The following is a 22,971-nucleotide window of genomic DNA, read 5'->3' on the forward strand; positions in this document are numbered from 1 at the left end:
CATCATCGGTGGGTTGCTGCGTCCCGCCGCCATGGCACCATGCCGCGATGCCCCCGCATGCTGCCGACGCGATCACACAAGCTCTGAGCGCTTTGCCGCCGACGGCGCTGTGCGTGGGTTACAGCGGCGGCCTCGATTCGAGCGTGCTGCTGCATGCTTTGGCGGCTTCCGCGCCAGCCAGGGCGCAGGGCCTGCGCGCCTGGCACGTGCATCACGGGCTGCATCCGCAGGCCGATGCCTGGGCCGCGCATTGCGCCGAAACCTGCGCCCGGCTCGGCCTGGAATTCAGCGTTTCGCGGGTATCGGTTGCCCTCGGCGGCGGCGACGGCCCGGAGGCCGCGGCCCGCCGCGCACGCCACGCCGCTTTCGCGGCCGGCCTGGGCGAAGGCGAGGCTCTGCTGCTCGCCCATCATCGCGACGATCAGGCCGAGACCGTGTTGCTGCGGCTGCTGCGTGGCTCGGGGCCGGACGGACTGGCGGCGATGCGCACCTGGCGCGATTGCGGCCGCGGCCGCCTGTGGCGGCCCTTGCTGAACCTGCCGCGCACAGCCTTGCAGGCGTATGCGGCGGCGCATCGGCTGCAATGGATCGACGACCCCAGCAACGACGAGCACGGCTACGACCGCAATTTCCTCCGCCACCGGGTGCTGCCGGTGTTGCGCGAACGCTGGCCGCAAACCGATGCGGCGTTCGCGACCTCGGCGAACTTGAACGCACAAGCCGTCGAGTTGCTGGAAAGCGAGGACGCGACCGCCCTGGCCGAGGTGCGCAGCCTCGACCCGCAGGCGTTATCGCGATCGTCCCTGCGCGCGCTGCCGATGGCCCGGCGCGCGCGGGTGTTGCGGCGCTGGATCGCCACGCTCGGCCTGCCGCCGCTGCCGGCCGAGGGCGTGGCCCGGATCGAATCGCAATTGCTCGATGCCCGCGCCGACGCCGAAGCCGAATTCGCCTGGCACGACGCGGTCGTGCGCGCCTGGCGCGACCTGCTGCACGCCGAGCGCCAACGCCCCGCCCTGGCCGAGGACTGGAGCGCCGCATGGGACGGCCACGATGCCCTGCCGCTGCCCGACGGCGGCGAGTGGCGCCTGCAGGGCGTCGACCGGTTCGCGGCGCCCTGCCTAGCCCATGCCCGCCGCGGCGGCGAACGCATCGCCCTGCCCGGGCGCAGCCACCGCCACGCGCTCAAGCAGGTGCTGCAGAGCCTCGGCGTGCCGCCCTGGGAGCGGCGCCGTTTGCCCCTGCTGTCGACACTCGACGGCGAACTGCTGGCCGCCGGCGACCTGCTGCTGTCGGCGAGGATGGACGCCTGGCTGCGCGAACGCGGGGCGCGCCTGCTCTGGACTTGAAGCGCGGACCGGCCGCTTGGCGCTCTCGAATCGCGGCCCGGGTCGCTTTGGCGCTGCAAGCTGCGACACCCGGGCGCCGCCGCGCATGCGCCGCCGCATTGACCCTGCCCCTCCCCCGCCGCACACTTCTCACATGGCCCGTAAAACCCCTACCGAAGCCTCGCCCGTCGCCGATTTCGAACAGTCGCTCGACGCGCTCGAGCAACTCGTCGACAAGATGGAACACGGCGAGATGAGCCTGGAAGATTCGCTGGCCGCGTACGAACGCGGCGTCGGCCTGTACCGGCGTTGCCAGACCGCGCTGGAACAGGCGGAACTGCGCGTGCGCCTGCTGACCGATCCGCAGGACCCGGCCGGCGCCGAACCGTTCGCCCAAACCAATAACCCAGGCCACCCGGGCAACGACACCGATGCTTGACGGCAGCTTGCGCGATTGGCGCGAACGCGCCGACGCCGCGCTTGCGCGTGCGCTGCCTTCGCCCGATCACGAACCGCGCCTGCTGCACATGGCGATGCGGCACGCGGTGCTGCTCGGCGGCAAGCGCATGCGCCCGCTGCTGGTCCACGCCAGCGGCGCCCTGTTCGAGGTCGCGCCGTCGGTGCTCGATGGTCCGGCCACGGCGGTCGAACTGATCCACGCCTATTCGCTGGTCCACGACGATCTGCCGGCGATGGACGACGACGAGCTGCGCCGCGGCCAGCCCACCGTGCACGTGGCCTTCGACGAAGCCACCGCGATTCTCGCCGGCGATGCGCTGCAGTCCCTGGCCTTCGCCGTGCTCGCCGACACCGACAGCGACGACCGCACCCGCGTCGCCCTGTTGCGCACCCTGGCCGAAGCCGCCGGCGTCGCCGGCATGTGCGGCGGCCAGGCGCTCGACATCGACGCCACCGGTTCGGGCGCGCGCCTGGACCTGGCCGCGCTGGAGCGCGTGCACGCGCTCAAGACCGGCGCCCTGATCCGCGCCGCGGTGCGCATGGGCGCGCTGTGCGGCGACGCCGATCCGGCTTCGCTGGACGCATTGGACCGCTATGCGCGCGCGCTCGGCCTGGCCTTCCAGGTGCGCGACGACATCCTCGATGTCGAAAGCGACAGCCAGACCCTCGGCAAGACCGTGGGCAAGGACGCCGCGCAGGATAAATCGACGTTCCCCGCGCTGATCGGCCTGGACGCCTCGCGCGCGCGCCTGGACGAACTCGCGCAAGCGATGAACCAAGCGCTGGAGCCGTTCGGCGAGCGCGCCCACGCCCTGCGCGCCCTCGGCCGCATGGCGATCGAACGCGATCGCTGACCCGGCTTCGCGCGCTCGTAATCAACGCGGGCACTGCCAAAACATCGCCCAAAACAAAGGCGGACCGAAGTCCGCCTTTGTCGTGCCGCGATGAAGCGCGCGATCAGTTGACCAGGCGCAGCGTCATCGGATAGCGGTAGGACTCGCCCTTGTTCGCGGCCAGTGCGGCCATGATCGTCAGGACCAGCCAGGCCAGGCCGACGGCCAGCATCAGCAGGAAACCGATCAGCACGATGGTCAGGATCGCGCTGACGATGAAAGCGATCAACACGGTGATGTTGAAGTTCAGCGCTTCCTTGCCCTGTTCTGCCGCGAACGGCATGGTGTCCTTCTTGATCAACCAAACGACCAGCGGACCGAGGACGGAGCCGAAGGGAATAATCAAACCGACCAGCGTGCTCAGATGAGCCAGCATGCCCCAAGTCTTTTCGTCCTGACTGATATCGTTCATTACGCTTCCCCTACGTGTTGGATGGTGTCGATAGAAAAGTTCCGCGCCCACGGCTCGGCCCCCTAATGGTCATCATAAACCTTTCTTCGTCACAGTTAACCACGCCGATCCGCGTTATACGCACCGGCGAGGCAACGTCGGCCGGGACGATTTCCGGCCATCACGCGAGGCTGCGAACGCGGACCTCGGCCCGCCTAGCGGACGCCGAACTCCGTACCCGGTCGTAGCTGCCGCCGCTCAGCCCACCCGCCAACCCGCCAGCGGCGAGATGCCACGGCTGTCCGGAAACACGCGTTTTTCCAGCACGCCCTCGGCGAGCCCCAGGTGTTCGATGGCGATGCCCTTGAACAGGCTGCGCAGGTCGCTGGTCGCGCGCAGGTCGCGCCCCTCGTTGAGTTGCGCCGCCCCCAGGCCGGGCCAATCGCCGCCGATGCGGCCGCCGCGCACCGCGCCGCCGCACAGCAGGGCCATGCCGCCGGTGCCGTGGTCGGTGCCGCCGGTGCCGTTGATCGCCGCGGTGCGGCCGAACTCGGTCACCACCGCCACCACCGTGCGTGGCCATGCCGAGCCGAAACCTTCGCGCGCCGCAGCCAGGCCGCGATCGAGTTCGGCCAGTTTGCGCGCCAACTGCGGCGCCTGATTGCGATGGCTGTCCCAACCGGTGTCTTCGACGAAACCGATCCGCGGCCCGCCGGCCGCGCTCATGCGCTCGGCGGCAACGCGCATCGCCTCGGGCAGGGCGAACGCGCCCTTGCCTTCGCGGGCCAGAGCCGCCGAACGGGTGGATTGCTCGAAGGTCTCGCTGAGCCGCGCATCGGCGGCGTACAGCGGCTGCAATTGCTGCAGCAGCAGCGGGTCGACGCCTTTCGGCAGCGGCGGCCACCAGTTGCTGGTGCGCTCGCTGCCGCGCAGCGCCAGCGGCATCACCGCCGCGACCGCGAAACCGGCTTCGCTGGGCAAGGCCTGCACGCAGCGGCCGAGCCAGCCGTCGCGCGCGCCGTTCGGCCGCGCGGTGCCGTTCTCCAGGCAGTCCTGGGCGTCGAAATGCGAACGCGCGCGATACGGCGGCGCGATCGCGACGATCGGCAGCAGTTGCTTGTCGCGGTACATCGCCGCGGTCTGCTGCATCGCCGGATGCAGGCCGAACATCGCGTCGATGCGGATCGGATCGGCCACCGCACCGGCGCCGCGCAAGGCGGCGTACACCGGATCGGCGTAAGGCGGCAGCAGATGCAGGCCATCGAGCCCGCCGCGCAACAACACCAACAGGAAACGCGTATCGGCATCGTCGCCGGCGGCGCGCGAGGCGTTCGGGAACAGGGTCAGCAGTGCGCTCGCGCCGAATGCAGCCAACAGACCTCGGCGTTGCGAATCCATCTCAGATCCTCCATTGGAAAGCGGGGCTGGCGAACAACAACGCATAGCCGTCCCGCAACGAACCGGCGCGGCGCAGGCCGATGGCGAAATCGCCTTCGACCGCGGCGTTGCCGAGCACCGACACCGCGCATTGATAAGGCGCCGACGCCTTCGGGTCGATGCGCGCGGCGAGCATTTGCGCCGCCTGGATGCGCTTCCACAGACCGTCCGGGCTGCTCCAGTCGGCGGCGGTGTCGGGAAAGCCCGCCGGCGAACGCGGGGTGAACACCGGCTGGCCGAGGCTCGACAGCAGGTTGATCAGGGCGCGCGCGTCGTTGCCGACCGGCAACTCGCCGGCGCGCAAGGCCGAGACCACGAAATCGTTCGGCGTCTTGAACTTGCGCGCACTGTCCGCCCACGACTCCTGGCTTTCGACCAACGCCCGGTACAGCGCGCGCAGATCGCCGTCATGGCTCAGATACGCCTGGGCCATGCGCTTGACCAGCGCCGGCGGCGGCTGGTCGGCGACGAAATGGCGGGCGAGCTTGAAACTCAGGTGATGGGCGGTGGACGGATGCTTGGCCAGGTCGGCCAAGACCGCGCGCCCCTGCTCGACGCCGCCTTCGGCGTAACGGCGGCCGAGCACCTGGCGTTCGCCGGGTTCGTGCGAAGCCTTGCGGAAGGTGAAGGCGTTGTCGGGAATGCGCTCGCCTGCGGCCTTGGCTTCGCGCGAATTGAAGGTGCTCCAACCGGTGATCGCGCGCGCCAGCTCGAGCACGTCGTCCTGGCGGTAACCGCCGTCGACGCCCAGCGTATGCAGTTCGAGGATCTCGCGGGCGAGGTTCTCGTTGAGCCCGCGCCGTTCGCGCCGCATCAGTTCGGCGCGTTGCGCCGCCGCCGAGTCGTTGCCGATCGAAATCGAATTGTCGAGATATCGCAGCATCGCCGGATGGCTTTCGACCGCGAGCAGCATGTCCTCGAACCGGCCCAGCACATGCGGACGGATCGCTTCGCGCTCCATCGCCGCGGCGTACAGGCGCGTATCGCCCTTGTCGATCGAGACCGCGAAATGATTCGACCAGAACTGGGTCAGGCGCTCGACGAAGGGCCGGTCGGTGCGCGAAGCATGGCGATAACGGGCGGCGAACTCATCGAGCTGGCGACGGCGCAGTTCGCGCCGCATCTGGTCGGCGCGTTCGCCGGCCTGGTCGACGTCGACGGCCTGGCCCGCAGGCTGAACCGGCGCCATCGCATCTCCGCCGCTCATCTGCGGCATCGACGCGTTATCGCCCATCGCCGCAGGCGCGGCCTTGACCCGGCCTGCGCGCGCGGCGCTAAGCTGTTCGTATTCGCGCGTCATCGTCACGGCGCTGCTGGGCAGGCCGTGAAATTCGTCGAGCGGGGGCGGCTCGCGCAGTTGCGCGAGCAGAATCTCGCGGCCGTCGCCGCTGCCTTCGAGTTCGCCCGGCTTGGCGCCGAGCCCGAAACGATTGGCGGCCGTCGCCTTGCTTGCACTCATGCGGCCTCCCTGGAGTGGACTTCCAGGATGAACGCCTCGATGCCGCTTGCGTTGACGGGATCGGGCCGGTTCGGCCGCGCGATCCTGATTCCGCTAACCCGATCTCATTCTCGCGATCTCATCCTCGCCGGTTCATGTTCGCGGGTCATTCGTCGGCCGATTCGCCGGCGACGGTCATGCGGCCGACCAGGATCGAACCGGTGCGCACGTGCGAGCGGTAATCGACATCGCTGCCGACCGCTTCGACCGCGGCGAACATCTTGCGCAGATTGCCGGCGATGGTGATGCCGTCGACCGGATACTGGATCTGGCCGTTCTCGATCCAGAAACCGGCGGCGCCGCGCGAGTAATCGCCGGTCACGGTGTTGACGCCCTGCCCCATCAATTCGGTGACCAGCAGGCCGCGACCGGTGTCGCGCAGCATCGAGGAGAAGTCGCCGGCGTTCGCCGCGACCTGCAGGTTGTGCACGCCGCCGGCGTTGGCCGTGGTCTGCAGGCCGAGCTTGCGCGCCGAATAGCTGCCGAGCACGTAACGCTCCAGCACACCGCCGCTGACGATGGCCGATTCGCGCGTCGCCACGCCTTCGGCGTCGAAGGAAGTCGAACGCAGGCCGCGATGCAGGAACGGCTGCTCCTCGATCTGGAACCACGACGGGAACAACTGGGTACCGACACTGTCGAGCAGGAAGCTGGCCTGGCGGTACAAGGCGCCGCCGCTGATCGCGCTGAGCAGATGACCGATCAGGGAGCGCGCGCTTTCCGCGGCGAACAGCACCGGGTATTCGCCGGTGGCGATCTGCCGGGGGGCCAGCCGGGCGATGGTGCGTTCGCCGGCCTTGCGACCGACACTGGCGGCCGATTCCAGGTCGTCGGCGGCCAAGGCCGAGCTGTACCAGCCGTCGCGCTGCATGGCGTCGCCGCGGCCGGCGATCATCGCGCAACCGAAACTGTGCTGGGTGCTGCGCTCGCGGCCGACGAAGCCGTGCGAGTTGGCGTACACGCCGAGGCTGGCGCCGGTGCCGACCGAAGCGCCGTCGGAGTTCTCGATCCTCGCGTCGTAGTCGCGGCCGGCGGTTTCGCAGGCCAGGGCCAGCTCGACGGCGTGGTCGGCGTCGATCGCCCAGGGGTGCCAGCTGTCGAAATCGCGCAGATCGCTCGCCATCAGGGCCGCATCGGCCAGGCCGGCGGAGACGTCGTCCTCGGTGTAACGGGCGATGGCGCAGGCCTGCTCGACCGTGGCCTCCAGGCTCTCGTCGCGCAGGTCGGCGGTGCTGGCGCTGCCCTTGCGCTGGCCGAAATAGACGGTGACGGCGATGCCGCGGTCGCGGGTGGCCTCTACCGTCTCGACCTCGCCCATGCGCACGTTCACGTTCAGCCCCGCCTCCTCCGAGCAGGAAACCTCGGCCTGGCTGGCGCCGCGGGCCTTGGCGGCCGCCAGCAGGCGCTGGGACAGGTCGGCGAGCAGGTCCAGGCGCGCCTCGGGGTCGGCGAAAGTGTGGGCCGAAGCGGTCGGAATGAGGGCGACTGCGTTCAATGTCTTATCCTTGCGGTACGCGGCGCGTCGGCGGCGCGGGAATTCAGGTCAGTTTGACGGTACGAGAGGTGTTTTGCGATGCGCGGCAGAGACGAAGAAACCGGCGAGTTCCTCAGCCCCAGCCGGAGCCAGAACCGGCGCGAGGCGCTGGAGGTGCTGGCCCTGGGCGAGAAACTGGTGTCCTTGACCGAGGCCCAGCTGTCCAAGCTGCCGGTGCCCGAGTCCTTGCTGCCGCACATCCGCGATTGCAAGCGCATCACCGCCAACATCGCCCACAAGCGCCAGTTGGCGTTCCTGGCCAAGCAGATGCGGCGCGAGGACGACGAGGTGCTCGAAGCGATCCGCGATGCCCTCGACGAGGACGGCGAAGCGGCGCGGCGCGAGGTCGCGGCGATGCACCGCATCGAGAACTGGCGCGAACGCCTGCTCGCCGAAGGCGATACGGCGCTGGCCGCGTTGCTCGACGAATACCCGCAGGCCGATCGCCAGCGTCTGCGCCAACTCGCGCGCAACACGCTGGAAGAGCGCAAGCGCAACAAACCGCCGCATTCGTTCCGCGAGCTGTATCGCGAACTGCGCGAGGTGATCCTCGGCGCGGGCGCCGCGAGCGACGATCGCGACAACCGTGACGACTCCCTGGACAGTGACAGCGACGACGATTGATTGTCGCGAGCCGCGGCCCTGAGCCCTTCTTCCAGGCACGGAAGAAGGGATGCATGGGCCACGCGCCGATTCACGCGCTGGTGCCACCCACGGTCAGGCCTTCGATCAACAGCGAGGGCTGGCCGACGCCGACCGGCACGCTCTGCCCGTCCTTGCCGCACACGCCGACGCCTTCGTCGAGCGCGAGATCGTGGCCGATCATGCGCACCTTCTGCATCGTCTCCGGGCCGTTGCCGATCAGAGTCGCGCCCTTGACCGGCGCGGTGACCTTGCCGTCTTCGATCAGATAGGCCTCGGTCGCCGAAAACACGTACTTGCCGCTGGTGATGTCGACCTGGCCGCCGCCGAAGTTGACCGCGTACAGGCCTTTCTTGACCGAGCGGATCATCTCTTCCGGATCGTGCTGGCCGGCGAGCATGTAGGTGTTGGTCATGCGCGGCATCGGCAGATGGGCGAAGGACTCGCGGCGGCCGTTGCCGGTCGGCGCCATGCCCATCAAGCGCGCATTGAGGGTGTCCTGCATATAGCCGACCAGGACGCCGTCCTCGATCAGGGTGGTGCAGTTGGTCGGCGTGCCTTCGTCGTCGATGTTGAGCGAACCGCGGCGGCCGTCGAGGGTGCCGTCGTCGACGATGGTCACGCCCGGCGAAGCCACACGCTGGCCCATGCGGCCGGCATAGGTCGAGGTGCCCTTGCGGTTGAAATCGCCTTCCAGGCCGTGGCCGACCGCCTCGTGCAACAACACGCCGGGCCAGCCCGGGCCTAGCACGACCGGCATGATCCCGGCCGGCGCATCGATCGCCTCCAGGTTCACCAGCGCCTGGCGCAGGGCCTCGCGCGCGAGCCGGTCGGGCTTGTCGCCGCCGAGCAGTTCGGCGTAGCTGTAGCGGCCGCCGCCGCCGGCATAACCGCTTTCGCGGCGGCCGTTGTGTTCGACGATGATCTGCACGTTGAGGCGGACCAGCGGACGCACGTCGGCGCCGAGCACACCGTCGCTGCGCGCCACCAGGATCGTGTCGATGCCGCCGCTGAGGCTGACGATGACCTGCTTGACCCTCGGGTCGGCCGCGCGCAGCAGCTTGTCGATACGGCGCAGCGCCTCGACCTTGGTTTCGTTGCCGATCGAGTCGATCGGATCTTCGCTCGGGTACAGCGAACGCCCGCCGCCGCGCACCAGCGTCTTCGCCGATTGCGCATGGCCGTCGCGGGCGATCGCGCGCGCCGACCGCGATGCCGCCAACAAGGCCTCGCTGTTGATCTCGTCGGAATAGGCGAAGCCGGTCTTCTCGCCGCTGATCGCGCGCACGCCGACGCCCTGCTCGATCGAATGCGAGCCGTCCTTGACGATGCCGTCCTCGACGCTCCAGCTCTCGCGGCGCGAATGCTGGAAATACAGGTCGCCGAAATCGATGCCCGGCCCGAGCAAGGTGCCGAAGCTGCGCTCCAGGCCGCCGGCATCGAGCCCGGCGGGCAACAAGAGGCGGTTTTCGGCGATCTGCAGGGGAAGGGTCATATCGGAACCATGGGGACGTGGAAGGGGCATCTTAGGCGGCGCGGCGGCGGTTTGGCGCGGTCCGCGGCCACCCGGACGAGTGTGGACGGGTGCGGCGCGGGAAACCGTGTCGCAACCCCGCTGTCGAAACCGAAATGGTGGCGCCGGCCGGCGCAATCAACCGCCGCAAGCGGCTGCGACCGGGGCCCGGCGGGTTTCGGCCGAACCGATTCGCCCGCGATCGCCCGTTCTGGCGCCCCGGGCCGCTGCCGAACCGAAGCGGAGCCTGGTACGCGGGGTGAATCGCCGTTCAGCCCGGCGGCGGCGCGACTGGCGGCGCGACCGCCGGCGCCAAGCGCGTCTGTTCGCGCGTCACCACCTCGACCTTCGGCTCTTTCCACGGCCCGGTGACCCGATAGGTCTTCGAGGCCAGGCTGCCGAGCGGCTTCTGCAGCACCGCATTCGCCGCCGCGCCGATCGCCGCACCGACCGGACCGGCCGCGAGCGCGCCGACCGCGGTCAGCAGATTGGCCGCCTTGGGCCGCACTTCGATGGTCTGGTCGTAGCGCTGCGCGCGCAAATCGGCCGCACCGCGGATCGCGATCGCCGCGGCGGGACCGTCGATCACCAGATTGTCGCTGCGCGCGGTGCCGTTGCCGAAGCGCACGGTGCCGTCGATGCGGTCGAAGGCGAAGCCTTTCGAGAACAGGTCGCGGAAGTCGAGGGTCAGGCGACGCGGTAACTGGGCGATGCTGAGCAGGCCGAGCACGCGGCCGGCGCCGGGCTCGACCTCGATCAGGCGGCCGTTGCGCGCCTCCAGGCTCAGGCTGCCTTCGAGCGAAGCGAGCGCGAACGCGGCCGGGCTGCCCGGCCAACCCGCATCGAGCTTGGCCTTGGCCTTGCCGCCGCCGATCTGGCCGGCGAAACCGAAACCGCCGAGCAGCGCGCCGACGTCGCCGCTGTCGAGGGCGACGTTCAAATGGGTGCGCGCCGCCGCGCCGCGGCCGGTCCAGTCGCCGCTGATGTCGATCGACTGCTTGTCGGCCCGCGTGCTCAGTTGTTCGATGCGCAGGCCGGCCGGCGTCGGACGCGTGCGTATCATCGCCTTGCCGAGCGCGGCATCGCCGACCCGCAGTTCGGTGATGTCGAGCGCGAGCGCGGGGATCTTCGCCGGATCGATGGCGTTGGCGCCGCCGAGCGCCGTGTTCGCGTTCGCGGCCGCGCTTGCCGGCGCGCTGCCGGCCACCGCGGTCGCGTTGGCTGCGGCTGCACTCGCGGGCGCGGCCGTCGACGGCGACGCGGTCGGCGCACGCCAGTGCACACGGGCGAAACGCCCGGCGATAGTGCCGCCCTCGCCGCCCGGGATCAGCAGCGCGCCTTCGAGCGCCGCGCCCTCGGCGCGCACCGCGGTCGCGCCGCGCGGCGCCGGCGCGACGATCACGCGGGTGTTCGGGAAGCTGCCGCCGAGCAATTGCAGATGTTGCGCGGTGACGTCGATGCGCTGCAGCGGCAGACCTTCGCCGCTGCCGCCGCCGTGCGCGATCGCGATCCAGTCGATCGCCTCGAGCGTCGCAGCGCGGCCGGTGGCGATCAGGCCGCTGGCCGGCGGCGCTTCGTCGACCCGGTTCGCGCCGAGCACCACGCGCACGCCGGTCTTGCCGGCGACGCTGCGCGCACGCAAGGCCAGGACATTGCCCAGGCCGACGCGCACATCGCCGCTGCCGAGCGGCAATGGGGTCTCGATGGTCGCCGGCAGGCTCGCCGCGCCGGCCTTGTCGAGCGGCGGCGGCAAAGTCAGCGCGGTGCCGACCAAATTCGACTGCAGGCGCAACAGGGTCGGCGTCGGCGCGGAAACGCCGGGCCTCGGCGTCGTGCCGGCGACATGAGCGGTCTTCGGAATCGAGATCCCCACCGTCCACAGCGAACGCCCGTCGAGATAGGACTTCAACCAGGCCAACTCGTCCGGACCGCGCCCGATCAACTCGTCGGCGCCGGACACCACATCGAGGCCGGCCTCGAACACGTTGCCGCGATCGCGCACGAACTCGTCGCCGGCGCGCAGGGACAGCTTGCCCGGCGCGCCTTCGTGCATCACCGCCAGATCCTCGGCGCGGAAACCGCCGCGGCCGTATTCGGCATGGCCGCGCACTTGTTCGAAGGCGATCTTCCAGCGCGGATCGGCGAGCTTGGCGTTGTCCAGGTCGACCGTGCCGGCGATGCGGGTGATGCTGTTGGGCTGCAAGGGCATCTGCATCTCGAACCCGACCCGCGCCGGGCCGCTGGCGCGCAGATTGTCGAGCGTGTCGGCGTGGTCCTTGCGCAGCGGGCTCTGCTTGAGCAGGGCCTGCAACTGCGCCGCATCCGCCGCGGCTTCGGCCTGCACGCGCAGGTGGCCGTCCTTGTAGTGATCGATACCGGCGCCGACCTTGCGCACGCCGACACCGGCGATGCGACCGCTGCCTTCGACGCTGAAGCCATCGGCGACGAAACGCACCTCGGCGTCCAGACCTTCGACCGCCGGCCACTCCGGCTGGAACTTCACCACCGCATCGTCGAGACGGGCGCTGGCTTCGAACAGGCCGTTATTGCGATTGAACGGCCAATCGTCGAGATCGCCGGAGATCACCGCGCGCGCATTGTTCAAGCGCCCGCCGACCAGGGCGGTGTCGAGCCAATTCACCAACTTGGCCGACATGCGGTTGCGGATCCAGAAACCTTTGGCCACCGGGACCTGGGTCGGGTCGATGTCGGCGGCGATATCGATCCACGGCCGCGTGCCGTCGCCCTGCCACCACAGGCCGCCGCGCGCGCTGACGCCGAAGTCGTCGCCGCGCACGCGCAATGCGGTGGTGCCGACGCGCCAGCCCGCGCCTTCGCGCCAGCCGCCGACGCGGCCCTGTAGCTTGACCGTATGCGGCACGCCGAAACCGCGCGGCCAGTCGAAGCGCATCGGCGAGTTTTCGTCGAGGTCGAGGGTGAAGCCATCGGCATCGCCCTCGAAACGGCCGGCTAGGCCCTGCAGTCCCGGCGCATCGCCGACCGCGTCGAAGCCGAGCGCTTCGATTCTCGCACTGGCGAACATCGGGCCGTTGCGGCGGCCGTTGAGCGCGATATTCCGCAGCGAGGCCCGCGGCTTGGCGGTTTCGAACCAGTTGCGCAAGCGTTCGGGCAAGGCATCGCTGAGCGCGGCCACCGCGATCAACGGCCCGGCATCGATGCGTTCGGCGCGCAGCGCGTAATGCTCGCCGCCGGCGACGGCGAGGCCGTCGAGCGTCTGCACCTGCTCGCCACTGCCGATGCGCAGCTTGGAGGCATCGAAACGCCAACCGTGATCGGTCAAGCGCCAATGCGACAAGGTCTCGACGTGTTCGAAATCGACGCGTGCCGCGGCCGCAGCCGCGTTCGTCGCCGGCTGTGCACGCTCGGCGCGCAGACCGACGCGGTCGAGCGCGGCCGACACCGTCACCGAAGCGACGCGATGGTCGCGCAGTTCGGCCCAGGCCTCGGCCCGGCCCTGGCCCGACTCGACCCGGATGCCGGCGAGCTTGAGCAAGGGCGACCAGCCGGTCAGGTCGGCGCGGGTGGCGCCGGCATAGGCGCGGCCGTCCCCGCGCTCGCGATCGAAATCCACCACCGCGTCGAGCGGCGTCGACGGCGCACCGGCCACGCCGACCGTAGGCCAGGCACGCACGCCGGCGCGGACGCGTTTGCCGTCGACGCGCAGGCGCAGGTCGATCTTCGGCACCTGCGCATCGATGCCGAGCGAGGGCGCGATCACCGCGAGCCGGCCATCGATGACCTGCAGTTCGCCCAGGCCTTCGAGCGCCGACAGCGGATCGCGCTGACGGGTCTGTTGGCCGGGCAGACCGCGCACCTTCCAACGGCCGTCGTCGCTGCGCTCCAGAGTCAGGTCGAGCCCCTTGAGGCGCAGTTCCGAGAACGACTGCCCCGGCAACAACCCGGCATACACCGAGACCAGCATTTCGGCATCGCCGATGGTGAAAGCCTGGCTGCCTTCGCCGATGCGCAAACCATCCAGGCGCAGCAAGGGGCCGCGCCGCGTCCATTGCGTTTCGACCTTGTCGAACGCGACCGGCCGCCCCGCGCGCTGGCTCAACCAGGCCGCGACGCGGTCCGGATGGCTTTCGGCCAAGGGCAAGACCTGGCTCGCCGCACCCAGCAACACCGCCACGAGCACGAGCACGATCGCGACGCCATAGAAGGCGCCACGGCGGGCCATGCGCAAACGGCGGCGCAGCGGGGTGGGCATCAGCGGGCCGCTCCGCGTCCCGCCGGGAATCGGGAATCGGGATTCGGGAATCGGAAAATCAAAAGCCGGGCTTCGCTGTTACGAATCCCGAATCCCGATTCCCGATTCCCGGCTTCAGAGCAGCACCACATCGAACTGCTCCTGCGCGTACTGGTCTTCGGCCTGGAAGCGGATCGACTTGCCGAGGAATTCCTCCAACTCGGCCACCGCCGCGGATTCTTCGTCGGTGATCCGCGCGACCACTTTCGGCGAGGCGATCACCAGCAAACGCGCCGCATCGAACTGGCGCACCTGGCGGACGATCTCGCGGAAGATCTCGTAGGTCACCGTCTCCGGCGTCTTCAAGGTGCCGCGCCCGCCGCATTCGTGGCAGGCCTCGCTGAGCTGGCGCTCCAGGCTCTCGGTGGTGCGCTTGCGGGTCATCTCCACCAGGCCCAGCGGCGAGAATTCGTAGACCGTGGTCTTGGCGTGATCGCGGGTCAGCGCCTTTTCCAACTGGCGCAGCACCTGGCGGCGATGCTCCAGGTCGGTCATGTCGATGAAGTCGATGATGATGATGCCGCCCAGGTTGCGCAGCCGCAGTTGCCGGGCGACCGACTGCGCCGCCTCGAGGTTGGTCCGGTAAACGGTCTCCTCGAGATTGCGTTGACCCAGGAACGAGCCGGTGTTGACGTCGATCGTGGTCATCGCCTCGGTCTGGTCGATGACCAGGTAGCCGCCGGACTTCAGCGGCACTTCCTTGTCGAGCGCGCGCTGGATCTCGTCCTCGACCCCGTACAGGTCGAAGATCGGCCGCGCGCCGGTGTAGTGCTCGATCTTCTCGGCCAGCCCCGGCATGTACTGCGCGGCGAAGCTGCGCAGGCGCTCGCAGGTCTCGCGCGAGTCGACCTTGACCTTCTCGACGTCGCGGCGGATCAGGTCGCGCACCGCGCGCAGCGGCAGGCTCAGATCTTCGTAGACGCGTTCGCCGACTTTCGAGCTCTGCGATTTTTCCGCGATCAGGGCCCAGGCCCGGCTCAGATAGCCGATGTCCTCGGCCAGGGCTTCCTCGGGCTGGCTCTCGGCATTGGTGCGCACGATGTAGCCGTGGTTGTCGCCGGCCGGGGCCAGGGTGGTGACCAGCGACTTCAGCCGCGCGCGCTCGCCCTCGTCCTCGATCCGCGCCGACACCCCGACCACGCGGGTGCGCGGCAGCAGCACCAGATAACGCGAGGGAATGCTCAGCTGGGTGGTCAGCCGCGCGCCCTTGCTGCCGATCGGGTCCTTGACCACCTGGACGATGATTTCCTGGCCTTCGCGCAGCAACTCGGCGATCGGCCGGGTCGGCGTCGGCGGCAGCGGCGCTTCGTCGCCCTCGCCTTCGCCGACCGGGTTGTGCTTGACGATGTCGGCCGCGTGCAGGAACGCCGCGCGCTCCAGGCCGATCTCGACGAACGCCGCCTGCATCCCCGGCATCACGCGCTGGACCTTGCCCTTGTAGATGTTGCCGACCACGCCGCGGCGCCAGCCGCGCTCGATGTGCAGCTCCTGCAACATGCCGTTCTCGACGACGGCGACGCGGGTTTCGCGCGGAGTGACGTTGACCAGGATTTCTTCAGTCATGAGGCAGGGTGGGTCCCAAGTCAGGCGAACGTCGGATGGAAAGAACGCGATGCAGCGCGGTCGAACGTAAGCGCGGCGGCCTAGCCGCCGACGCCGAACTCCCGCAGCAGCCGCGACGTCTCGTGCAGCGGCAACCCCATCACCCCCGAATAACTGCCGGCCAGATGCCGTACGAAGACCTCGGCGCCGCCCTGGATCGCGTAGGCGCCGGCCTTGCCCTCGGGCTCGCCGCTGGCGACATAACGCGCGATCGTGGCCTCGTCGAGCTCGGCGAAGCTGACCTGCGAGACCGACAGCGCCTGCGCCTCGCGCGAGCGCGAGACCAGCGACACCGCCGAAATCACCTGGTGGGTGCGCCCCGACAGCTTGCGCAACATGGCCGCTGCATCGTCGGCGTCGCGCGGTTTGCCGAACACCTCGTCGTCGAGCACGACCTCGGTGTCGGACCCCAGCACCAGCGCGGTCGGATTGCCCAGCACCTGCAACAGGCCGGCACCGGCCTTCTCGCGGGCGACGCGGCGGACGTACTCCAGCGCCGGTTCGTTGGGCTGGCGGTGTTCGGGCACGTCGAGATCGAGTACGCCGAATTCCAGGCCGAGGCGGGTCAGCAATTCGCGTCGCCGCGGCGACTTGGAGGCAAGATAGAGCATACGGAAAGCATAACCCGCGCTGACTGAGCGCCAGCCGACGACGAGCCGCGCAAACCCCGTAACGAATCACGGTTCGTTCACCAGTTCAGCAAGACCCTACCCCTCGTCCTTCAAGGAGCACCACATGACCCGGTCGTCGCCACAGTCTTTCGCCCGCCTTTCGTTGCGCCCGCTGGCGCTCGCCGCTTTCCTCGCCTTCGGAGCCGCCACCGCCATGACCGCCCAAGCCCAGACCGCTCCCGCCTACGTCGCCAGCGACGGCACCCTGCTGTCGGTGTCGGCCCAGGCCGAGGCGCGCCGCACGCCGAACATCGCCACCTTGTCGACCGGCGTGGTCACCCAGGCCGCCGACGCCAATGCCGCGATGCGCGCCAACGCCGAGCAGATGAGCAAAGTCGTGGCCGCGATCAAGGCCGCCGGCATCGCCGACCGCGACGTCCAGACCGGCGGCATCAACCTCAACCCGCAGTACCGCTACGCCGAGAACCAGCCGCCCACCATCACCGGCTACCAGGCCAACAACAACGTCAACATCGTCGTGCGCGACCTGTCCAAGCTCGGCAAGATCCTCGACGCCCTGGTCGCCACCGGCGCCAACCAGATCAACGGCCCCAGCTTCGACATCGACGACAAGGAAAAGGACGTCGCCTACGACGAAGCCCGCCGCAGCGCCATCGAGAAGGCCCAGGCCCGCGCCGAGATGTATGCCAAGACCCTGGGCATGAAGGTCCGCCGCATCGTCAGCGTCAGCGAGGGCGCGCGCTTCGGACCGCCGATGCCGATGCCGATGATGGCCATGGGCCGGATGGAGAAGGCATCGGCCGACACCCCGATCGCGCCGGGCGAGAACGCCTTGTCGATGACCCTCGACGTCGTCTTCGAGCTGGGCAAGTAAGCATGGCCGGCCCCGCCAAGACCACGCCGCCGGCGCCGGATCCGAAGCCGGGCCGCACCCCCGGCTACCCGGAACCGCAGCCGCGCGACCCCGACGACGCGCGCCAGCCGCACCCGCGCAAGCCGCCGAACCCGGACGAGGGCGGGCTGGAACGCGAACCCGAGAGCGGCCCGGACCCGACCGATCGGTGAGCCTTGCTCATAGAGCCGTAGACACCAGGAAGGCCCGCGCAAGCGGGCCTTCCTGTTTCTTGGGCGCTACGGCACCGGCGAATGCAGGCCGGCAAGTGGCCAAGCGCATGCCCGCCACGACGACGTTGCCATCCATTCAGCATCCATCGTTCGCGGGCGCGTCGCGCGCCTGCGTTGCGAACGAGGCGCCGACGCGAAAAAACCCGGCGATTTTTCAAGCGCCGCCCTCGCCTGCGGGCGTCGCCGGTGGCCGTCGAGCACGCCGCCCACCGACCAAAGTCGCAAACGAGAAGCGCTTGCATCCGCAAATCGGCCGGCGCATTTTTGTGACGCGGCACCACTGTTCTTGCTCAACCCCACCGGCGGTATCCGAACGTTGTCAGTGATGTCAGACAAGCCAAGGAGGTAGCTCATGGTTCGCGCGATTCCCTCTCACTCCCACACGCCATTGGACGGCACCCGCATCGCTGCCAACGCCGGCGCCATCGCCTTCAATGCGGCGATGCTGATGTTGATGCTGGTCCCGCTGAGCGCGCCGCGTTTGCTGGTGTCCGAAGAAGAGCCGATCTTCCCGCAGTTCGTCCCGAAGAAAGAAGTACTCATCCAACCGAAACCGCCGAAGCCGGAACTGGTCAAGGTCGTCGAGAAGCCGCGCCAGCAACCCGTCATCAAGCAACAGGTCCAACCGGTCGAAGCCCCGCCGGTCGTGGTGGACAACCCCAACCCGCAACCGATCGATTTCGCCGGCGCCGAGACTGTTGCCAAGGCCACGCCAGCAGTCGACCTGGGCCCGCCGATCATCACCGGCGCGACCCTGCAGAGCCTGAAGAACCCGCCGCCGAGCTATCCGCCGCAGGCAGTGCGCGAAGGCCTGACCGGGGTCGTCGAGTTGGAGATCCTGGTCGGCATCGACGGCAAGCCGATCGACGTCAGCATCGTGCGCAGTAGCGGCCATCGCCTGCTCGACCAGGCCGCGCGCAAGGTCGTGCTTAACCGCTGGACCTTCCAGCCGGCGATGAGCAACGGCCAACCGGTGCAGGCGCGCGGCCGCGTGCCGATCGAGTTCAAGCTGGATCAGTAGCGCTCGCTGGAGCGCGCGCAACAGCAAAAACCCGGGCGTTGCCCGGGTTCTTGTCGTTGCGGGAATGGGGAATGGGGAATCGTAAAAGCAGGCAGTAGCCGCTGCTTTCCGATTCCCTATTCCCTATTCCCATCGCCGGGCCTAGGCCCGGTGATACGGATGGTTCGCCAGCAACGCGGCGGCCCGATACAACTGCTCGGCGGCGACCAGCCGCACCAGCATATGCGGCAGGGTCAACGGCCCCAGCGACCATTGCTCGTCGGCCCGCGCCAGCACCTCGGGCGCATGCCCTTCCGGGCCGCCGATCAGGAACGCCAGGTCGCGTCCCTGGCCGCGCCACTGCTCCAGTCGCTGCGCCAGTTGCTCGGAAGTCCACAGGCGTCCGCGCCCTTCCAGCGCCACCACGCAGGCGTTCTTCGGCAGCGCGGCGATCACCCGCGCGCCTTCGTCCTGGGTCGCACGCACGGCGTCGCGGCCTTTGCCGCGCAGGCCCGGTTCGATCTCGACCAGCTCCAGCGGCAACCAATGCGATAGACGTTTCTGGTACTCGCCGAATCCTTCCGCGACCCAGCGCGGCGCTCGCTCGCCGACGGCGATCAGTCTGCTTTTCATGCGCGCATGGTAGCCAAGCGCGCGCGGCCCCGCCGGCCTCGACGCGGCGTTGTCATATTCCGGTTACCGCACCGGGCTAGCGTGCAGGGTTCCCCCGCCCCACCCCAGCCCCGCAGGAGTTTCTACGATGGATGCTTTCGATCCCTCCCGCCGCCAGGTCATCAAGAGCAGCGCCGCCGCCATGGCGATCGGCGCGATGGGCAGCCTGAGCGCGTTGTACACGCGCCAGGCCGCCGCTGCGACCGATCCGACCCGGCTTTCCCCCGTCCCGAGCCGTTACGGCGCGCTGGCGCCGGTCGCCGACCTCAGCACCGGCCTGCCCTTGCTGCAATTGCCGCGCGGCTTCAGCTATCGCTCGTTCGCCTGGAGCGGCGATCGCATGGACGATGGCCAGGTCTGCCCGGACCGTCACGACGGCATGGCCGTGGTCGCCACGCATCGCGGCGCGCAGCATCCGCACGGCCGCGGCCACGGCCGCAGCGAATTGATCCTGATCCGCAACCACGAACGCGGCGCCGGCTCCAGCCCGATCCGCGCGCCCGGCATGTACGACACCGGCACCGTCAGCGGCGGCCAGCCCGGCGGCGGCACCACCACCCTGCGCTATCGCTCCGGCGAAGGCCGCCACGGCGACGAATGGCGCGGCGTCGAACCGAGCCTCGGCGGCACCCTGGTCAATTGCGCCGGCGGTCCGACCCCGTGGGGCACCTGGCTGAGCTGCGAGGAGATCAAGAGCAACGCGGTCTCCAGCACCGGCCACAAACACGGCTACGTGTTCGAGGTCGACCCGCGCAGCGAACGCACCAGCGGCCGCCCGATCGTCGAGATGGGCCGCTTCAGCCACGAGGCGGTGGCGATCGATCCGCGCACCGGCATCGTCTATCTGACCGAAGACGACCGCAACAAGTCCGGCTTCTATCGCTTCATTCCGAACCGCCGCGCCGGCTGCCACGGCTCGCTCGAACACGGCGGCCGCCTGCAGGCCGCGCGCGTGCGCGGCAAGCCCAACGCCGACCTCACCGCGGTCGCCATCGGCGCCGAATACCAGCTCGAATGGGTCGACATCCCGGATCCGGACCTGGACTCGATCGCCGCACCGAGCGGCTTCCCCGACATCGGCGCCGGCGACACGCTCAGCGGCCCGTTCGCCCAGGCCTGGAGCGAAGGCGGCCTGCGCATGAGCCGCGGCGAAGGCATCTGGTACAGCTACGGCAAGTTGTTCATCGTCGACACCAGCAACGGCACCGACGCCCAGGGCCGCAAAGGCCGCGGCAACGGCGCGGTGTGGGTGCTGGACCTGTTCACCCAGCGCATGCGCGCGCTGTTCGTCAGCAGCCACCAGCTCGCCGCGCACAATCCCGACAACATCACCGTCAACGCGCGCGGCGGCGTGGTGCTGTGCGAAGACCCGGATGCGGCGCCGGCCGGCAGCCCCGACGAGTACGGCCCGGGCACGCGCCTGGTCGGCCTGACCCGCGGCGGCGAATCGTTCTATCTGTGCAAGAACAACGCCGAGCTGACCTCGACCCAGATCGCCAACGCCGGCAAGCACGTCGCCGAAGGCGATTACCGCGACAGCGAATTCTGCGGCGCCTGCTGGGACCCGGCCGCGCGCACGTTGTTCGTCAACATGCAGTCGCCGGGCATCACCTTCGCGATCACCGGTCCCTGGGAACGCGGCCCCCTGTAATCGCGATCCGTTCGCGCGCATCGCGACGCCGGCGCAACGGCGTCGCGATCGAACCGGATCGAACCGGCCCTTGCCGGACATGCAAAAAAGAAGGCCCGGCAATGCCGGGCCTTCGAGTTTGCGCAGCGCCAGGGATCAGCGCAGGTTTTCTTCGATCACCTTGATCTGCACGCGCTTGCGCAGCGCCGTGGTCAGTTCGCGGCTTTCTTCGTAACCGCCCATCTGCGAGATCTGCGTACGCAGCATGTCGAGCTGGGCCGCCGGGATTTCCGACTTGCTGCCCGGCTTGACCTTGTTGACCGCGAACAGGACCACGCGGCCGTCGGCGAGCGCGGACTTGCCGGCGGCGACCTTGCCTTCGGCCGGGGCCTTGAGAGCGAAGATCGCTTCGCTGACTTCCGGGGTCGGCAGCGGCATGCCGCGGGCGACGTCCGGGATCGTTTCCGGCGCCGTCAGCTGCTTGGAGGCGGCCACCGCGGCGATCGCTTCACCGCCGTTGATGCGCGCGACCAGCGCATCGGCTTCCTTCTGCGCGGCCTTGATGCCGCGATCGGTGCGCACCGCGGCGATCACCTTGTCGCGGACCTGGGCCAGCGGCAGCGCGCGTTCCGGCGTATGCGAAACGACGCGGATCAGCACGCTGTGCTCCTGGCCGATGTCGATCGGATCGCTGACCGTGTTGTCCTGCAGGCGCGCGTCCGAGAATGCGGCGCGGATCACCGCCGGGTGGGCGCCGATGCCCTGGCCGTTGCCGGCGGCATCGCGGGTGACCGGGCCGACCTTCTGCACCGGCAGGTTCATCGCCTTGGCCGGACCGTCGAGCGAGGTCGGGTTCTTATAGACCAGATCGACCAGCTTGGCCGAAAAGTCGTTGAAGTTGCGCTCGCGACTGGTTTCGGTCTCTTCGCGCAGCAGCGCGTCGCGGACCAGCGCGAACGGCTGTTGCTCGCCGCTCTTGACCTCGCGCACCACGATCACGTGCCAGCCGCTGTCGTCTTTCACCGGCGCACTGATCTCGCCGACCTTGAGCTTGAACGCGGCGTCTTCGAACGCGCCCGGGATGTCGCCCTTGCTGACCCAGCCCAGCTCGCCGCCGGCGGCCTTGGAGCCGAGGTCGTCGCTGTTGGCGCGGGCGATCGCGGCGAAATCGGCGCCGGCGGCCTTGGCCTGGGTCGCGAACTGCGCGGCCTTCTGCTCGGCGGCCTTCTGCGCCGCGGCATCGGCGCCGGAGGCGACGTTGACCTGGATGTGCGAGATCAGGCGCTGTTCCTGGGCGATGAAGCGGTTCTTCTCGGCCTCGTAACGGTCCTGCAGCGCCTTCTCGGTCGGCGCCGGCGGCGGCGGCAGGGTCGCGCCGTTGATCTCGACGTATTCGAGGTTGACGCTCTCGGGCGCGCGGAAATCCTTGGCGTGGCCGTCGTACCACTTCTGGATGTCGGCGGCGCTGACCTCGGCGGTGTCCGGGGTCGGCGGCGGCAGCATCACCAGGCTGACGTCGCGGCGTTCGCCCATGAGCTTGATCAGGCGGTCGGTTTCGGCGTGGGTGAGGAAGTTGCTCTGGCCGATACCGCCGGTCAGCAGGGTTTCCATGAGGCGGGCGCGCACGAACTGCTCGAACTCGGTCGGCGTCTGCGCCGGCTGGCGCATCTGCAGGCCGAGCACGTAGCGCTCCTGGTTGAACTTGCCGGTGCTGTCCTGGAATTCCGGGACCGACTGGATGGTCTTGATGACCAGCGCATCGCTGACCGCCAGGCCGTCGACTTCGGCGGCGAGCTTGCGCACGCGCTCGTCGATCAGCGTTTCCAGTATCGCGCGCTTGCTTTCGGGCTTCTCGAATTCGCGCGCATCGAAGGCTTCGCCTTCGGCGGCGCGGCGGCGATCGCGTTCTTGCTGGAAGCGCGTATTGAATTCCTGCGCGTCGATCGACTCGTGCTTCCACAGCATCGAGGCCGGCCACCACGACGGCGCCGAACGCCACCACGACGGGGCCATGTCGATCCGCGCGACCGAGCTGTCGACGCGCTGCACGAGGTATTGCTCGATGCCGACGAAGGCGAAGGGAATGATCAGCAAGCCGAGGATCACGGTGGCGATCCAGCCCGAGGTCTTGTCGCGAAGTGTCTGCAGCATGTCCGAGTCGCGTTCAGTCGTAAGCCGGACAGTTTAGCGCGGTTCCGGTCCCCAGGCGGATGGGGCGACGACGGTCCCATTCCGGGCGCCGGCCGGGGCGGACCGGGCGGGCTGCGGACGGGTCGGGCCGGATGCTGCGGCGCGAGAACGGCGGGCTGCGCGACCAGCCCCGCTGCGAGCAGGCCTTGCTGCAAGCC

Annotated in this window: 18 protein-coding genes; 8 read left to right on the plus strand and 10 right to left on the minus strand. The window is 69.3% G+C overall.

What is annotated here, in order from left to right; genetic code table 11:
- Positions 1 to 47: 47 nt before the first annotated feature.
- The 3 genes from tilS to ispA all read left to right on the plus strand — a co-directional run bounded on the left by tilS (position 48) and on the right by ispA (position 2,638).
- Complete coding sequence (tilS, locus tag GLA29479_RS20100; protein WP_057972636.1) at positions 48 to 1,346, plus strand: tRNA lysidine(34) synthetase TilS; 1,299 nt, start codon at positions 48 to 50, stop codon at positions 1,344 to 1,346.
- Positions 1,347 to 1,479: 133 nt separating this feature from the next.
- Entirely contained in the window at positions 1,480 to 1,764 is a 285-nt protein-coding gene (locus tag GLA29479_RS20105; RefSeq protein ID WP_057972637.1) for an exodeoxyribonuclease VII small subunit, read from the plus strand.
- Positions 1,757 to 2,638, plus strand: coding sequence for a (2E,6E)-farnesyl diphosphate synthase (gene ispA / locus GLA29479_RS20110; RefSeq protein ID WP_057972638.1), 882 nt, complete (start codon positions 1,757 to 1,759; stop codon positions 2,636 to 2,638). The genes GLA29479_RS20105 and ispA overlap by 8 nt, the downstream gene beginning before the upstream one ends.
- A 103-nt stretch (positions 2,639 to 2,741) precedes the next feature.
- On the opposite strand, the gene GLA29479_RS20115 is transcribed toward ispA, so the two are convergent.
- The 4 genes from GLA29479_RS20115 to pmbA form a co-directional block, all read right to left on the minus strand.
- Positions 2,742 to 3,089, minus strand: a complete 348-nt coding sequence (locus tag GLA29479_RS20115) for a DUF4870 domain-containing protein (protein ID WP_031372524.1) — start codon at positions 3,087 to 3,089, stop codon at positions 2,742 to 2,744.
- A 237-nt stretch (positions 3,090 to 3,326) separates the two neighbouring features.
- Positions 3,327 to 4,466, minus strand: coding sequence for a DUF1501 domain-containing protein (locus tag GLA29479_RS20120; RefSeq protein WP_057972639.1), 1,140 nt, complete (start codon positions 4,464 to 4,466; stop codon positions 3,327 to 3,329).
- A gap of 1 nt (position 4,467) precedes the next feature.
- On the minus strand, positions 4,468 to 5,964 hold the full coding sequence (locus tag GLA29479_RS20125; RefSeq protein WP_057972640.1) for a DUF1800 domain-containing protein: 1,497 nt from the start codon (positions 5,962 to 5,964) through the stop codon (positions 4,468 to 4,470).
- 145 nt (positions 5,965 to 6,109) lie between these two features.
- Positions 6,110 to 7,480 (minus strand): metalloprotease PmbA, encoded by a 1,371-nt coding sequence (gene pmbA / locus GLA29479_RS20130; protein ID WP_057973288.1) that lies wholly within the window; start codon positions 7,478 to 7,480, stop codon positions 6,110 to 6,112.
- 96 nt (positions 7,481 to 7,576) lie between these two features.
- Here pmbA and yjgA point away from each other — a divergent pair, with 96 nt between their 5' ends.
- A complete protein-coding gene (gene yjgA / locus GLA29479_RS20135) occupies positions 7,577 to 8,161 on the plus strand; it encodes a ribosome biogenesis factor YjgA (protein WP_057917462.1) in 585 nt (194 codons plus the stop codon).
- A gap of 70 nt (positions 8,162 to 8,231) precedes the next feature.
- Here yjgA and tldD read toward each other — a convergent pair whose 3' ends face one another.
- The 4 genes from tldD to GLA29479_RS20155 all read right to left on the minus strand — a co-directional run bounded on the left by tldD (position 8,232) and on the right by GLA29479_RS20155 (position 16,175).
- The gene (gene tldD, locus GLA29479_RS20140) at positions 8,232 to 9,674 is read right to left on the minus strand and encodes a metalloprotease TldD (protein ID WP_057972641.1); all 1,443 of its coding nucleotides are present in this window, start codon (positions 9,672 to 9,674) and stop codon (positions 8,232 to 8,234) included.
- Between the two features lie 289 nt (positions 9,675 to 9,963).
- Complete coding sequence (locus GLA29479_RS20145) at positions 9,964 to 13,923, minus strand: YhdP family protein (protein ID WP_057972642.1); 3,960 nt, start codon at positions 13,921 to 13,923, stop codon at positions 9,964 to 9,966.
- Between the two features lie 114 nt (positions 13,924 to 14,037).
- Positions 14,038 to 15,525 carry a ribonuclease G gene (rng, locus tag GLA29479_RS20150; protein WP_031372517.1) on the minus strand — a complete coding sequence of 496 codons (1,488 nt, stop codon included), beginning with the start codon at positions 15,523 to 15,525 and terminating at the stop codon, positions 14,038 to 14,040.
- 80 nt (positions 15,526 to 15,605) lie between these two features.
- The gene (locus GLA29479_RS20155) at positions 15,606 to 16,175 is read right to left on the minus strand and encodes a Maf family protein (RefSeq protein WP_057917460.1); all 570 of its coding nucleotides are present in this window, start codon (positions 16,173 to 16,175) and stop codon (positions 15,606 to 15,608) included.
- A gap of 124 nt (positions 16,176 to 16,299) precedes the next feature.
- On the opposite strand from GLA29479_RS20155, the gene GLA29479_RS20160 reads away from it, so the two are divergent.
- The 3 genes from GLA29479_RS20160 (at position 16,300) to GLA29479_RS20170 (ending at position 18,342) form a co-directional block, all read left to right on the plus strand.
- Positions 16,300 to 17,070 (plus strand): SIMPL domain-containing protein, encoded by a 771-nt coding sequence (locus tag GLA29479_RS20160; RefSeq protein ID WP_057917459.1) that lies wholly within the window; start codon positions 16,300 to 16,302, stop codon positions 17,068 to 17,070.
- A 2-nt stretch (positions 17,071 to 17,072) separates the two neighbouring features.
- On the plus strand, positions 17,073 to 17,261 hold the full coding sequence (locus tag GLA29479_RS20165) for a hypothetical protein (protein ID WP_057917458.1): 189 nt from the start codon (positions 17,073 to 17,075) through the stop codon (positions 17,259 to 17,261).
- Positions 17,262 to 17,673: 412 nt separating this feature from the next.
- On the plus strand, positions 17,674 to 18,342 hold the full coding sequence (locus GLA29479_RS20170) for an energy transducer TonB (RefSeq protein WP_082638839.1): 669 nt from the start codon (positions 17,674 to 17,676) through the stop codon (positions 18,340 to 18,342).
- Between the two features lie 141 nt (positions 18,343 to 18,483).
- Here the strand turns inward: GLA29479_RS20170 and rlmH are convergent, their stop codons facing one another.
- A complete protein-coding gene (gene rlmH / locus GLA29479_RS20175) occupies positions 18,484 to 18,954 on the minus strand; it encodes a 23S rRNA (pseudouridine(1915)-N(3))-methyltransferase RlmH (protein WP_057917456.1) in 471 nt (156 codons plus the stop codon).
- A 127-nt stretch (positions 18,955 to 19,081) separates the two neighbouring features.
- Here rlmH and GLA29479_RS20180 point away from each other — a divergent pair, with 127 nt between their 5' ends.
- Positions 19,082 to 20,644 carry an alkaline phosphatase PhoX gene (locus tag GLA29479_RS20180; RefSeq protein ID WP_057972643.1) on the plus strand — a complete coding sequence of 521 codons (1,563 nt, stop codon included), beginning with the start codon at positions 19,082 to 19,084 and terminating at the stop codon, positions 20,642 to 20,644.
- A gap of 135 nt (positions 20,645 to 20,779) precedes the next feature.
- Here the strand turns inward: GLA29479_RS20180 and GLA29479_RS20185 are convergent, their stop codons facing one another.
- Entirely contained in the window at positions 20,780 to 22,774 is a 1,995-nt protein-coding gene (locus GLA29479_RS20185; RefSeq protein ID WP_057917454.1) for a peptidyl-prolyl cis-trans isomerase, read from the minus strand.
- Between the last annotated feature and the right edge of the window lie 197 nt (positions 22,775 to 22,971).

It is taken from the genome of Lysobacter antibioticus (assembly GCF_001442535.1).
Classification (GTDB): domain Bacteria; phylum Pseudomonadota; class Gammaproteobacteria; order Xanthomonadales; family Xanthomonadaceae; genus Lysobacter; species Lysobacter antibioticus.

Coding starts and splice junctions, on each gene's coding strand:
- tilS (WP_057972636.1), top strand. CDS start 48: ATGCCCCCGCATGCTGCCGACGCGATCACACAAGCTCTGAGCGCTTTG.
- GLA29479_RS20105 (WP_057972637.1), top strand. CDS start 1,480: ATGGCCCGTAAAACCCCTACCGAAGCCTCGCCCGTCGCCGATTTCGAA.
- ispA (WP_057972638.1), top strand. CDS start 1,757: ATGCTTGACGGCAGCTTGCGCGATTGGCGCGAACGCGCCGACGCCGCG.
- GLA29479_RS20115 (WP_031372524.1), bottom strand. CDS start 3,089: ATGAACGATATCAGTCAGGACGAAAAGACTTGGGGCATGCTGGCTCAT.
- GLA29479_RS20120 (WP_057972639.1), bottom strand. CDS start 4,466: ATGGATTCGCAACGCCGAGGTCTGTTGGCTGCATTCGGCGCGAGCGCA.
- GLA29479_RS20125 (WP_057972640.1), bottom strand. CDS start 5,964: ATGAGTGCAAGCAAGGCGACGGCCGCCAATCGTTTCGGGCTCGGCGCC.
- yjgA (WP_057917462.1), top strand. CDS start 7,577: ATGCGCGGCAGAGACGAAGAAACCGGCGAGTTCCTCAGCCCCAGCCGG.
- tldD (WP_057972641.1), bottom strand. CDS start 9,674: ATGACCCTTCCCCTGCAGATCGCCGAAAACCGCCTCTTGTTGCCCGCC.
- GLA29479_RS20145 (WP_057972642.1), bottom strand. CDS start 13,923: ATGCCCACCCCGCTGCGCCGCCGTTTGCGCATGGCCCGCCGTGGCGCC.
- rng (WP_031372517.1), bottom strand. CDS start 15,525: ATGACTGAAGAAATCCTGGTCAACGTCACTCCGCGCGAAACCCGCGTC.
- GLA29479_RS20155 (WP_057917460.1), bottom strand. CDS start 16,175: ATGCTCTATCTTGCCTCCAAGTCGCCGCGGCGACGCGAATTGCTGACC.
- GLA29479_RS20160 (WP_057917459.1), top strand. CDS start 16,300: ATGACCCGGTCGTCGCCACAGTCTTTCGCCCGCCTTTCGTTGCGCCCG.
- GLA29479_RS20165 (WP_057917458.1), top strand. CDS start 17,073: ATGGCCGGCCCCGCCAAGACCACGCCGCCGGCGCCGGATCCGAAGCCG.
- GLA29479_RS20170 (WP_082638839.1), top strand. CDS start 17,674: ATGGTTCGCGCGATTCCCTCTCACTCCCACACGCCATTGGACGGCACC.
- rlmH (WP_057917456.1), bottom strand. CDS start 18,954: ATGAAAAGCAGACTGATCGCCGTCGGCGAGCGAGCGCCGCGCTGGGTC.
- GLA29479_RS20180 (WP_057972643.1), top strand. CDS start 19,082: ATGGATGCTTTCGATCCCTCCCGCCGCCAGGTCATCAAGAGCAGCGCC.
- GLA29479_RS20185 (WP_057917454.1), bottom strand. CDS start 22,774: ATGCTGCAGACACTTCGCGACAAGACCTCGGGCTGGATCGCCACCGTG.